Origin of the sequence: Lacisediminihabitans sp. (assembly GCF_043726815.1) — a bacterium.
Classification (GTDB): Bacteria; Actinomycetota; Actinomycetes; order Actinomycetales; family Microbacteriaceae; genus Lacisediminihabitans.
This window is the reverse complement of the sequence record NZ_JAYSJZ010000018.1, coordinates 1-11,953: the sequence shown is the minus strand read 5'-3', so window position 1 is coordinate 11,953 and position 11,953 is coordinate 1. Positions and strand designations below refer to the sequence as shown.

Here is an 11,953-nt window from a genome sequence, read left to right as displayed (position 1 = left end):
GCGAGGCCGATGGCCGTGCCGACGATCCCGGACTCCGCGAGCGGGGTGTCGAACACCCGGTTCTTGCCGAAGTCGGCCTGCAGCCCCTCGGTGACCCGGAAGACGCCGCCGAGCGGGCCGATGTCCTCGCCCATCAGCAGCACCTTGGGGTCGTCGCCGAGGGCCTTGCGAAGACCCGCGTTGAGGGCCTTCACGAGGGGAAGTTCCTGGCTGGTGTCGCTCACGAGTCCCCTCCGAACGAGGCCTCGTAGTCGGCGAGCCAGCTCTTCTGGGCATCCATCACGGGGTGCGGCTCCGAGTACACGTTGTCGAAGATCAGGTCGGTACTCGGCACGACCAGCTCGAGCGTGCGTCGGCGAAGATCGGCGGCGAAGTCCTCGGCCTCGGTCGCGACCGCAGAGAAGAACGCCTCGCTCTCGCCGCGATTGCGCAGGTATTTCTCGTAGCGGTCGATGGGATCCCGGGCAATCCAGGACGAGACCTCGTCATCGAGTCGGTACTTGCTCGGGTCGTCGCTCGTGGTGTGGGCGCCGATGCGGTAGGTGAGGGCCTCGATCATCCGCGGACCTCCACCGGCCCGCGCCTCCTCGAGGTTCTTGCGAGTGACCGCGTAGCTCGCCAGCACGTCGTTGCCATCGATCTGGATGCCGGGAACCCCGAAACCCTCCGAGCGGAGGTACAGCGGCACGCGAGACTGCACGCTCACCGGAACCGAGATCGCCCACTGATTGTTCTGCAGGAAGAAGACCTCGGGCGTCTGGAAGCTCGCCGCGAAGACGAGCGCCTCGCTCACGTCGCCCTGGCTCGTCGCGCCGTCCCCGAAGTAGACCATGACGGCCTCGTCGGTGTCCGGATGCCCGGTGCCGGTGGTGCCGTCGAGGGTCATCCCCATGGCATAGCCGGTGGCGTGCAGGCTCTGCGATCCGAGCACGAGTGTGTAGAGGTGGAAGTTGCCGTTGGCGAGCGGGTCCCAGCCGCCATTCGTCACTCCGCGCATGACCCGCACGATCTCGATGATGTCGAGTCCGCGGATCATCGCGATCGAATGCTCGCGGTAGGAGGGAAAGAGGTGATCCTGCGCACGGGCGGCCCGGGCCGACCCGACCTGGGCGGCCTCCTGGCCGTGGCTCGGCGGCCACAGGGCGAGCTGGCCCTGGCGCTGCAGGTTGGTGGCCTCGACGTCGAACCGCCGGGTGATCACCATGTCGCGATGGAACTGCTGAAGCTGTTCGTCGGTCAGGGCCTCGATGAAGGGAAGGTACTCGGCGGCGGCGTCACCCGTGGTGAGGGTTCCCTCGGTTGAGAGGAGCTGCACCATTTGTGCGGATTCTGCCACTGTGACCTCGCAGTCGTATTTCGGCAAGCGCCTGGGGGGATTTTCGGCGCCGCACGGCGACACCGAGCTTCTAATCTAGCGCGGCCCCGCTGTGCGGACTTGGTAGGTTGCGAACAACCTCCGCCGATGCCCTTAGGAGTTTGTCCACAGAAGCGGGCTCGCCGATCGTCACCCGCAGGCCATCCGGAAGCAGCGCGCGAACCACGATTCCGTGACTCTCGAACACACCGGCGGCGTGTTCGGTGGAGTCCCCGGTGGCGAGCCAGACGAAGTTGCCGTGCGGCCTCGGCACGCTCCAGCCTTGGTCGATGAGAGCCCGCCAGACCTGGTCGCGCAGCACGGCAATTCGCGCCACCCGCTCAAGCAGCAGATCCTCGTGCACGAGGGAGGCGAGCCCGGCGGCCTTGGCCTGCTCGGTGACAGAGAGGGGAATCGCGGTGCTGCGGGCGGCGTCGAGGATGTGCTCTGCGCCCACCGCGTAGCCGAGGCGCAGCCCCGCCAGGCCATACGCCTTCGAGAAGGTGCGCAGGATCACGACGTTGGGGTATCGGTCGGCGATGGACCTGCCGTCCACCGAGCTCGCGTCCGTCACGAACTCGACATATGCCTCGTCGAGAATGACCAGGATGTCGGCCGGCATCCCCTCCATGAACTCCTCGAATTCGCGCGCCGTGACTATCGATCCAGTCGGGTTGTTGGGAGAGCAGACGATCATGACCCGGGTGCGGTCGGTGACCGCGCGGAGCATCGCGGGCAGATCGTGCCTGCCGTCGGCCAGCACGGGCACTCGCACGCTCGCGGCACCGGAGACGGCAACGAGCCCCGGGTAGGCCTCGAACGAACGCCAGGCGTAGACGACCTCGTCGCCCACGGTCGCCGCCGCCTGGATGAGCTGGGCGAGCAGCGCCACCGAGCCGGCACCCAGGTGAACCCGTTCGGGCCCCACGCCGAATCGCGCGGCAATCTGTTCGCGCACGGCAATACCGGACGCCTCCGGGTAGCGGTTCACGTCACCCGCCGTCGCGATCGCCTCGAGCACTCCGGGAATCGGGTCGAACGGATTCTCGTTGGACGAGAGCTTGAAGGCGTCCGCCCGCGCGGGCTTGCCCTGCTTGTACGCGGCGAGCGCGACTATCTCGGGCCGCAGCTTCACCGCGGGCGTCTCCTGGCTATTCACCGTCCAAGCCTATGTCGCCGCGATGCGCGAGCCGATTGCACCCGCGCCCCTCGCACGGGCATAGTTGAGGAATGACGAGACTCATCGTGCGCCTCCTGATCAACGCCGTCGCCCTGTGGCTGACCACCCTCATCGTGTCCGGGGTCAAGGTGGTGCCGTTCGCACCGGCCGACACGCTGGCCTGGGTGCTCACCTACCTTCTCGTCGCAATCATTTTCGGGATCGTCAACGGCGTGATCGGCAACTTCATCCGCATCGTGGCGTTCCCGATCTACATCCTCACCCTCGGCCTCATCGCGCTCGTCGTCAATTCGCTTCTGCTCCTTCTCGTCAGCTGGATCTCGTCGCTCATCGGCTTCGGCCTGCACGTGGACGGCTTCTGGTGGGGCGTCGTCGGCGCCCTCGTCCTCGCGCTGATCAGCTGGCTCATCGGCATCATCCTCCGTCCTCTCGTGGGAACCGACCGCCGCTAGACCGCCGCGCGAGTCAGGGCCCCACGCGGGTCGCCGTGTAAAGCGTGGACTCGACGGTCGACCCGCTCTCGGCCGAGTTGAGCGCGCCGAGGGTGCGCTCCACCCTGGCCTCGCTCGAGGCGTCCACGAGCGCCGCCGTCTGACGGTAGGCGGAGAGCTGGTGGGCGGGAAAGGCCACGCTCGTGTCGACCGGGGTGCCGGCGAAGAGTTCCCGCCTGGCGAGCACCTGGTCGGCCGACGCCCAGGTGCCGCCCAGCGCCGGCACGACGTCGTCGGTGTGCTCGACGGCGAGCCAGGGCACGCTCGTGGGCACCGCCACCTGCGCCGCCGGGGCGCCGAGCGTGAAGAGTCCATCGGTGTTGTAATCACCGGATGCCGCGAGCTGGGCCGCCACGAGCCCGCCCTGCGAGTACCCGGTGAACACCACGGGCGAGTCGGCGGACACCCCGGCCGCCGCCATCGCCTCCCGCACCGCGCGGGAGGAGCCGGCATCCTGGCCGGCGATGCCCGCGACGTTGCTCGTCATGTCCCACGGCTCCGTACCGGCCGCGGCCGAGAAGTCCCGGGTGCCGCCGATGTACACCTCGAACCGGTCGGCCACACCCGCCGAACGGTAGCGGTCGATGCGCACCTGCGCGTCGCCCTCCGGGATGCGTGCCGCCCGCTCCGCGAACGTCTCCGCGGGGGATGTCGGCACGGGCGGCGCTTGCCTGACCGAGACTCCGGTCTCCCGCAGCGCGCCGAATCGACCGGCGGCCCCCGCCGCGACGGAGGCGGACGTGCCGAGTCCGACCAGACCCAGGCCCTCGTCCCCGATGAGACGGGCGAGGTCGGGCGGCAGCCTGAGCGCCCCGGCGCCCACGTCGTCTGCGCTCATCACCGACAGCCGTACCGCCTCCACGACACCCGGGCTGGAGAGCGCCTCGCTGTTCCTCCTGAACCACACGGGCAGCGCGCCTCCCAGGGCCCGGCGCGCGTCCGGAGAGAGCAGGGCATATCCGGAAGCCGCACCGCCGGCGATGCCCACCGCTGCCGGCAGGAGCAGGAGGGCGATGGTGGGCAGGGCGAGGCCGAAGAGGTAGCCGGCGCCGGCGGCGACCTGCTGCGCGAGCCTGCCGAGGGCGCCCTCCGTCTCGCCATACCTCTCGGCCGACAGCTCGAGAGCCGCGCTCAGCTGTTCGAGCCTCGACCGGGTCGCGCCGATCGTGGCCATCGCGCCCTGGATGTCGCGCTCCGCCGTCGCCGCGCTGAGCGGGGCGTCCGCCGCGCGCAGCATCCCGCCCGTCACCCCGCGGTCGATCACCCCGAGTTCGCCGAGACACTCGTGCAGGCGCACTCCGATGGCCGCCAGGTCCCTGGCCTGGGCGAAGAGCTCTGCGGTGGCGACCGCGGTGGACCCGCCACCGCCGATGACCAGGTCACCCGACACGGCCGGCCAGGCTCGCGATCGCTCGCCGGGTGTGCGTCGCGGCGGTGCCGAGCTGCCGCTCGGCGAGCTCGAGATGCGTCGCCGCCGCGTCAACGGCAGCCACGTAGTGGGCGTGCGCCTGCCCGCGCCAGAATCCACTCTGCCGAGCCGCGGGGAGACTCGTCCTCGCGACCGCGATCACCTGCGCGACGCGCTCGAGCGCCACGAGCTGCTGCTCGAGCGCGTGAACAAGCCGACCTCCCGCGCCGACAACGGACTCCGACATCCGCGACTCCTCCCGACCCAGCCATGATCGCTGCGGGCGGTGCGACCCCGACTGTGTGACCCCGATCCCGGGAGTGGGCGCCGCGCCACGCGAGACTGTGCGGGAGCGGATCGGGAACGCGGGCATCAGAGCGTCGCCATCAGGGCCGTCGACTTCAGGGCCGTCGGCGGCCGGGTCGCGCACCGCGCTGGACGCACACTCAAACTGCGGGAGAATGAAGCCATGAGCTTCGACCGCACCCTCGACGAGTCGGCGCTCTTCAGGATCTGTTTCGTCTGCACGGGCAACATCTGCCGTTCGCCCATGGCCGAGGTCGTTTTCCGCGACCTGATCCGCAAGTCGGGATACGTCGGCGCCATCACCGTGATGTCCGCCGGCACCGGCGACTGGCACGTCGGCGAGCACTCGGACGCCCGCACGATCGCCGCCCTCGAGGCCCACGGCTACGACGGCTCCCTGCACCGCGCGAAGCAGTTCGACCCGGACTGGTTCGAGAACCTCGACCTCGTGGTCGTCTTCGACCGCAGCCAGGAGCGCATCCTCCGGGCCTGGGCCACGACCGAACAGGACCGCGGCAAGGTGCAGATGCTGCTCAGTTTCGACAGCGAACAGGCCGCTCAGGTGGATGTTCCCGATCCGTACTACTCCGATGCCGCGATGTTCGACAACGTGCTCGGGATGATCGAACGATCAAGCTTGGCGCTCTTTCGCCAAATCGAACCAGGAATCCGACGGGGAACCCCATGAATCCACTGCCAGAACAACCACTGAGCCCGCTCGACGGACGCTACAAGGCCGCCGTGGCGGGTCTCGGTGAGCACCTCTCCGAGGCCGGGCTCAACCGCGCCCGCGTGCTCGTCGAGGTCGAGTGGCTGCTCTACCTCACCGATCGCGAGCTCTTCGGGTCGAAGCGCCTCGAGGCCGAACAGGCGAGGGCGCTGCGCCAGGTCGTCGCCGACTTCGGGCAGGACGACATCGACGAACTCGCCGAGCTCGAGGCGACCACGCGGCACGACGTGAAGGCGGTCGAGTACTACGTGCGCCGCCGTCTGGTCGCGCTCGGGCTCACGGACGTCGAGGAACTCACCCACTTCGCCTGCACGAGCGAAGACGTGAACAACCTGTCCTATGCCCTCACCATCCACGCCGCGGTGCGCGATGTCTGGCTGCCGAGGATCCACCTCCTGACCAACGCCCTGTACGTGCGCGCCGACGAGCACCGGTCCGTTCCGATGCTCGCGCACACGCACGGCCAGCCGGCGACGCCGACCACGGTCGGCAAGGAGTTCGCCGTGTTCGTCGGCCGCCTGCGCCGCATCGTGGCCCAGGTGGAGTCCACGGAGTACCTCGGCAAGTTCAGTGGAGCCACGGGCACCTTCGCGGCGCACGTCGCCGCCGACCCGACCCAGGACTGGCCGGCCATCTCCCGGGAGTTCGTCACCTCGCTCGGGCTCAGCTGGAATCCGCTCACCACCCAGATCGAGCCTCACGACTGGCAGGCCGAACTGTACCAGCGCATCAGCCACACCAACCGTGTGCTGCACAACCTCTGCACCGACATCTGGACCTACATCTCGATGGGCTACTTCACGCAGATACCGCAGGCCGGCACGACCGGCTCCTCCACGATGCCGCACAAGATCAACCCGATCCGGTTCGAGAACGCGGAGGCGAACCTCGAGCTCTCCAGCGCCCTGCTCGACTCCCTCGCGGCGACCCTCGTCACCTCCCGGCTGCAGCGCGACCTCACCGATTCCACCACCCAGCGGAACGTCGGTGTCGCGATCGGCCACTCCGTTCTCGCCCTCGACAACATCCTGCGCGGGCTCGGCGAGATCGCCGTGAACCACGAGCGTCTGGCCGAGGACCTGGACGGCAACTGGGAGATCCTCGGGGAGGCGATCCAGACCGTGATCCGCGCCGAGGTCACCGCGGGGCGCAGTTCGATCGCCGACCCGTACGCCATGCTCAAAGAACTCACCCGCGGGCGCCGAGTCGGCGCGCAGGAGTTGCGGGACTTCGTGAACGCCCTCGACATCGGTGAGGACGCCAAGGTGCGCCTCGCCGCCCTCACCCCGGCGGGCTACGCGGGGCTCGCGAGCGAGCTCGTCGACTACGCCGCGGAGTAGCCCCGGCGTAGGCCCGGCGTAGCCGCGGCGCTTCCGTCGCGCCCGCGCGCGGCGCCGTGCCCGCGGCGCCCCCGTGACCGCGGAACTCCCGCGCCACTTCTGCTTGCGCATAACTCCGGCAGTTTTGGGCGGCTCCCGGCCTCGGCCCCGGATTCCCGGGGGCAGCAGCACCACCCGCACCCGAATAGCCGGAGTTATGCGCAGCCGCGCTCGGTACAGCCCGGCCCCCCGCGCCGCGTTCGGTACAGCCCGGCCACCCGCGCCGCGTTCGCCCGCCGCGGCTCCCCACCACCGATTGCGCGTAACTCCGGCAGTTTTGGCCGGCTCGCGGCCTCCGCCCCGGATTCCCGGGGGCACGAGCACCACCCGCACCCGAATAGCCGGAGTTATGCGCGGCGACAGGGTGCGCGGTAGCCGAGAGCCCAGAGCCAGAGCCCAGCCGAGGCCTGAGCCGCGGCACCGCCGAGCCGCGGCATGCCCCGGTGCCCGGCTAGTGGCCCTTGTCCTGCTCGCCGAGGTCGATCTTCTCGGCCTCGTCGGGCTTCACGGCGAGCGACAGCATGGCGATCGTCACGAGCGTCACGATGAAGGCGACGCCGAAGAAGACGAGGGAGAGCACCGGCTGCCGAGTGCTCAGGAGCACGACCAGGCCGATGAACCCGGAGACGATCGCGGAGAGCACGATGAATTCGAGCGGCTTCAGGCGGTCCTGACGGCTGGGAGTTGTCACGCCGAGGTCTCTCTTTCCGCCGGTGACGGCTTGGCTTGTTCTGCCTCTGGCGCCGACTGCGTTCCCCACTTGGCGGAGAGGCCGGCGATCAGAAGGTACACGGCGAGGATCGCGGCGTATGCACCGAGCAGGCCGACGACCACCACCGACGAGTCGAGCACCCGGGCAACCCCATCCGGACCGGTGAAACGCTGGCTGTAGCCCGGGGGGATCAGCACGAAGACCACCGCGACCACGGCCGTGAAGGCTCCGGCCGTGACCCAGTCGCCGGAGGCGACGAACCGACGCCGCGTGCGCAGCCCGCTGTACAGCTCGAGGAAGCCAGTGATCGCCGCGAAGACGGTGAGGATGAGGAAGAGGTACTGAACACCCCCGCCGTTGACGAGGAGGGCGAGCAGTCCGGCCACGGCCGTGACGGCTCCCTGGGCGATGAAGAACGGGCGCACCCCCGAGTCGGCGAGCCGCAGCACCGCCGCCGCCGCGACGACCAGGCCGCCAACGATGCCGAAGACGCCGAACGTGACGAGCCCGAACCGCGCGGAGTGGTCGGCCGAGAAGGTGATGACGAGGGCGAGAGCCGCGGCAGGAACTGCGCGAACGATCGGCACCGGCCAGTACGCGGCACGCTGGGCGGCGATGGGCAGCTGGGGCGCCACGTGACCTCTTTCTCGGTGGGCAAGGAGAGGCTAGTTTACGCTCCTCTGCATCGACAACCGATGGGAGGCGGCGGCTACCCTCCCGCCATGTCCTGGAAGCGCGAGAAGTGGCCCTGGAAGGCGACAGTCACCGTGCGAGTGGGTCCGTTGCGGTGCTTCGCCACGATGAGGTCGGCCTCGCCGGCGCGCGGGTTGTCCTTCTCGTACGCGCTCTCCCGGTGCAGGAGGATCACCATGTCCGCGTCCTGCTCGAGCGATCCGCTCTCTCGGAGGTCGGACAGGGCCGGCATCTTGTCCGCCCGCTGCTCCGGACCACGGTTGAGCTGGGAGAGCGCGATCACGGGAACCTGCAGCTCCTTCGCCAGCAGCTTGAGCGCACGGGAGAACTCGCTCACCTCCTGCTGGCGCGACTCGACCCGCTTGCCCGATGTCATGAGCTGCAGGTAGTCGATGATCACCATCTTGAGGCCGACCTTCTGCTTGAGCCGGCGGCACTTGGCCCGGATCTCGACCAGGGTCATGTTGGGGCTGTCGTCGATGTAGAGCGGCGCGTCGTTGATGCGGCCGCGGGTGGAGGCGATCGTGGTCCAGTCCCGCGTGTCGACCGTGCCCTTGCGCATGTTCTGCAGCGGAACCGAGGCCTCGGCGGAGAGCAGGCGCATCGCGATCTCCGAGCGGCCCATCTCGAGCGAGAAGAAGATCGACGGCATGTCGTGCTTGATGGATGCCGCGCGCGCGAAGTCGAGCGCGAGGGTCGACTTACCGAGCGCCGGCCTGGCCGCGACGATGATCAGTTGGCCACCGTGCAGACCGTTGGTCAACTCGTCGAGCTCGGCGAATCCGGTGGGCACCCCGGTCATCGAGCCGTCGCGGCCCTTGGCGGCCTCAATTTCGTCAATGGCCGTCGTGACCGCGACGGTGAGCGGGATGAAGTCCTCGGCCTCGACCCCGCCGGTGACCCCGTAGATCTCGGCCTGGGCGTTGTTGACGAGGTCCACGACCTCGCCCTCGCTCGCGTAGCCCATCTGCACGATGCGCGTGCCGGCCTCCACGAGGCGTCGCAGCACGGCCTTCTCCGCCACGATGGTGGCGTAGAAGCCCGCGTTGGCGGCGGTGGGCACGAGACCGGTGAGCGTGTGCAGATATTCGGCGCCACCCGCGCGGGTGAGCTCGCCGGTCTTGGTCAGCTCGTCGGTGACGGCGATCGCGTCGGTCGGCTCGCCGTGCGAGTACAGCGAGAGGATCGCGTCGAAGATGATCTCGTGCTTCGGGATGTAGAAGTCGACGGCACGCACCGATTCGATCACGTCGGCGGTGGCGTCCTTGCTCAGCATCATGCCGCCGATGGCGCTCTGCTCGGCGAGCAGGTCGTGCGGTGGAGTGCGCTCGGACTGCCGCTGATCGGCCGCGAGACCCAAATGGGCGATCGACATCTCACACCTTTCGAAAACACTGTCCGGGCGCCAAGAGGCGATCGGAAACCGGGGTTACCAGGACTTCGTGTGTCGGTCCAGTTCTACCGGTCGCTACCGACAATTCCTGCCCAGCCTGTGGTTCCTTGGGGCCTCCCCGATGGCCCTGCTACACCATAGGAACCCCATGGCACCGGTAGCAAACTGCCCCTGTGGATAACCCTGTGAGCAAATGGCGCGAAACGCCGACGGCGATGTGAGCAACCTGTGGAAAGTCCTGTGAGTAAGTCGCCAGTTTTGGCTGCCATATCCCACTCGACCAGCATTTTTAGTGAATCCGTGCTGTGTGTAGAAACATGTTTACAGTTGCGGTTGAGGGTTGGTACTTTCTTCTGCATCCTGTGTACAAACGAGACCGCTGCGGATAGAAACTAGCCCCAGAAGGGGGGTGGCCGCGGTGAGAAATTGGCCCCAAAAAGGGGGTAGCGGCAGGCTCTCGCCCACCGCTACCCCCTCGAGGGAAAGAGGTGCTACTTTGCCGCCACGACTTGGAGGGTGATGGTGGCCACGAGGTCGTCACGGAGGCGGACTGTCGCCTCGTGCTGGCCCGTCAGCTTGATCGCCGACGGGATCTCGATCTTGCGCTTGTCGACGCTGCCGAGTCCTGCGGCGGCGACGGCCTCCGCGATGTCGGTCGTCTTGACCGAGCCGAAGAGGCGCCCGCCCTCGCCGGCCTTGACGGTCAGCTTCACGGTCGTCGCCTCGAGCTTGGCCTTGAGGTCGAGGGCTTCCTCGTTCGTGGCGTGCTCGCGGGCTACGCGCGCCGCCTTGATCGATTCGACCTGCTTCTCGCCACCGCGGGTCCACGCGACGGCGAAGCCCTGGGGGATGAGGTAGTTACGGCCGTAACCGTTCTTGACATCGATGACGTCGCCGGGTGCACCGAGGCCGGTGACCTCGTGCGTGAGAATCAACTTTGACATTGTCTGGCTCCTTAACGGCCTGAGCCGGCGTAGGGAAGCAGGGCCATCTCGCGCGCGTTCTTGACGGCACGGGCGATGAGGCGCTGCTCCTGTACGGAGACACCGGTGATGCGGCGAGCACGGATCTTTCCGCGCTCGGAGATGAACTTGCGGAGGGTGGCGACATCCTTGTAGTCGATGACACCGACGCGAATGGACTTCGCCGGGGCGGCGTTCTTGCCGCCCTTGATCGTGCGGAGGGGCTTACGGCGATCGCCGCTGCTCTTTCCAGCCATGGTTTCCTGCTTTCTGAAAAAGGTGTGATCCGGCCCCCTCAGGGGACCGGAGGTTTAGAAGGGGGTCTCGTCGCTGTAGCTACCCGGCGTGTTCCAGACGTCGCCGGCGGCAGGCTCGCTCGGGGCGGATGCCGCCCACGGCTCGTCTGCTACCTGGCCGCGTCCGCCACCGGAGTTGCCGCCACCGCCACCGGAGCCGCCCTCGCGAGAGGACGACGTGCGGGTGACCTGCGCTGTTGCGTAGCGCAGGCTTGGGCCGATCTCGTCGACCTCGAGCTCGATGCTGGTGCGCTTCTCGCCCTCTTTGGTCTCGTACGAGCGCTGCTTGAGCCGACCGGTCGCCACCACGCGGGATCCCTTGGTGAGGGAACCTGCGACGTGCTCGGCGAACTCGCGCCACACGCTTGCGCGCAGGAACAGCGCGTCGCCGTCCTTCCAGTCGTTGCTCGCCCGGTCGAAACTGCGGGGAGTGGAGGCGATGGTGAAGTTGGCAACCGCCAGCCCGTTCTGCGTGTAACGCAGCTCGGGATCGCTGGTGAGGTTACCCACCACGGTGATTACGGTTTCGCCGGCCATGGCTACTCGGCGCTCGTCGCGGCAGCGGCGGGGGCGGCAGGCGCAGCCGGGGCGGCGGGAGTCGCGGACGCGACCTCGGCCGACTTGGCGGCGGTTCCTGCTGCGGCGCCGGCCTTCGCGGGGGCGGCAGCCTTGCGGGCGGCCTTCTCTGCGGAGAGCTTGGCGGCCTCGGCGACCTGGGCGATCGCTTCCTCGGCGCGGAGCACCTTGGTGCGCATGACCGCTTCGCTGAGCTTCAGCTGGCGGTCGAGCTCGACGGTCGCGTCCGGGTTGGCGGTCAACGCGACGACCGCGTAGATGCCCTCGGTCTTCTTGTTGATTTCGTAAGCAAGGCGACGACGGCCCCAGACATCAACCTTGTCGATGGTTCCACCATCGTTACGGATGACGTTGAGGAACTTATCGAGGCTCGGGGCCACGGTGCGCTCATCGATCTCTGGATCGAGAATTACCATTAGTTCGTACTGATGCATAACTAACCCACCTCCTTTGGACTAGAACGGCCACAGACG

Annotated in this window: 13 protein-coding genes and 2 pseudogenes; 3 read left to right on the top strand and 12 right to left on the bottom strand. The window is 68.2% G+C overall.

The annotated features are described in order from the left end of the window. The 3 genes and pseudogenes from ACHZD8_RS01845 to ACHZD8_RS01835 all read right to left on the bottom strand — a co-directional run. Positions 1 to 224 (bottom strand): annotated as a pseudogene (locus ACHZD8_RS01845) (alpha-ketoacid dehydrogenase subunit beta); the annotation flags it as partial. Next, the gene (locus tag ACHZD8_RS01840; RefSeq protein ID WP_394768409.1) at positions 221 to 1,318 is read right to left on the bottom strand and encodes a thiamine pyrophosphate-dependent dehydrogenase E1 component subunit alpha; all 1,098 of its coding nucleotides are present in this window, start codon (positions 1,316 to 1,318) and stop codon (positions 221 to 223) included. The pseudogene ACHZD8_RS01845 and the gene ACHZD8_RS01840, both read right to left, overlap by 4 nt. An 88-nt stretch (positions 1,319 to 1,406) precedes the next feature. Further along, a complete protein-coding gene (locus ACHZD8_RS01835) occupies positions 1,407 to 2,513 on the bottom strand; it encodes a histidinol-phosphate transaminase (protein ID WP_394768408.1) in 1,107 nt (368 codons plus the stop codon). 71 nt (positions 2,514 to 2,584) lie between these two features. Between ACHZD8_RS01835 and ACHZD8_RS01830 the strand changes: the two genes are divergently transcribed. Continuing rightward, positions 2,585 to 2,986, top strand: coding sequence for a phage holin family protein (locus ACHZD8_RS01830; RefSeq protein WP_394768407.1), 402 nt, complete (start codon positions 2,585 to 2,587; stop codon positions 2,984 to 2,986). A gap of 13 nt (positions 2,987 to 2,999) precedes the next feature. Here ACHZD8_RS01830 and ACHZD8_RS01825 read toward each other — a convergent pair whose 3' ends face one another. Then, positions 3,000 to 4,415, bottom strand: coding sequence for a hypothetical protein (locus ACHZD8_RS01825; protein ID WP_394768406.1), 1,416 nt, complete (start codon positions 4,413 to 4,415; stop codon positions 3,000 to 3,002). Beyond that, the gene (locus ACHZD8_RS01820; protein WP_394768405.1) at positions 4,405 to 4,680 is read right to left on the bottom strand and encodes a hypothetical protein; all 276 of its coding nucleotides are present in this window, start codon (positions 4,678 to 4,680) and stop codon (positions 4,405 to 4,407) included. Before ACHZD8_RS01820 ends, ACHZD8_RS01825 begins: the two co-directional genes overlap by 11 nt. Positions 4,681 to 4,902: 222 nt before the next feature. Between ACHZD8_RS01820 and ACHZD8_RS01815 the strand changes: the two genes are divergently transcribed. Continuing rightward, positions 4,903 to 5,427, top strand: a complete 525-nt coding sequence (locus ACHZD8_RS01815; RefSeq protein ID WP_394768404.1) for a low molecular weight protein-tyrosine-phosphatase — start codon at positions 4,903 to 4,905, stop codon at positions 5,425 to 5,427. After that, positions 5,424 to 6,809, top strand: coding sequence for an adenylosuccinate lyase (purB, locus tag ACHZD8_RS01810; protein WP_394768403.1), 1,386 nt, complete (start codon positions 5,424 to 5,426; stop codon positions 6,807 to 6,809). Before ACHZD8_RS01815 ends, purB begins: the two co-directional genes overlap by 4 nt. 490 nt (positions 6,810 to 7,299) lie before the next feature. Here the strand turns inward: purB and ACHZD8_RS01805 are convergent, their stop codons facing one another. From ACHZD8_RS01805 to rpsF, 7 genes and pseudogenes are all read right to left on the bottom strand, one after another. Further along, on the bottom strand, positions 7,300 to 7,539 hold the full coding sequence (locus ACHZD8_RS01805) for a hypothetical protein (protein WP_394768402.1): 240 nt from the start codon (positions 7,537 to 7,539) through the stop codon (positions 7,300 to 7,302). Next, a complete protein-coding gene (locus tag ACHZD8_RS01800) occupies positions 7,536 to 8,195 on the bottom strand; it encodes a hypothetical protein (RefSeq protein ID WP_394768401.1) in 660 nt (219 codons plus the stop codon). The genes ACHZD8_RS01805 and ACHZD8_RS01800 overlap by 4 nt, the downstream gene beginning before the upstream one ends. A 74-nt stretch (positions 8,196 to 8,269) precedes the next feature. Next, positions 8,270 to 9,628 carry a replicative DNA helicase gene (gene dnaB, locus ACHZD8_RS01795; RefSeq protein WP_394768400.1) on the bottom strand — a complete coding sequence of 453 codons (1,359 nt, stop codon included), beginning with the start codon at positions 9,626 to 9,628 and terminating at the stop codon, positions 8,270 to 8,272. Between the two features lie 509 nt (positions 9,629 to 10,137). Continuing rightward, positions 10,138 to 10,590 (bottom strand): 50S ribosomal protein L9, encoded by a 453-nt coding sequence (gene rplI / locus ACHZD8_RS01790; RefSeq protein ID WP_394768399.1) that lies wholly within the window; start codon positions 10,588 to 10,590, stop codon positions 10,138 to 10,140. Positions 10,591 to 10,601: 11 nt separating this feature from the next. Then, complete coding sequence (rpsR, locus tag ACHZD8_RS01785; protein WP_147784281.1) at positions 10,602 to 10,865, bottom strand: 30S ribosomal protein S18; 264 nt, start codon at positions 10,863 to 10,865, stop codon at positions 10,602 to 10,604. Between the two features lie 54 nt (positions 10,866 to 10,919). Further along, positions 10,920 to 11,441 (bottom strand): single-stranded DNA-binding protein, encoded by a 522-nt coding sequence (locus ACHZD8_RS01780; RefSeq protein ID WP_394768398.1) that lies wholly within the window; start codon positions 11,439 to 11,441, stop codon positions 10,920 to 10,922. A 110-nt stretch (positions 11,442 to 11,551) separates the two neighbouring features. Then, positions 11,552 to 11,914: pseudogene (gene rpsF, locus ACHZD8_RS01775) on the bottom strand (30S ribosomal protein S6); the annotation flags it as partial. Between the last annotated feature and the right edge of the window lie 39 nt (positions 11,915 to 11,953).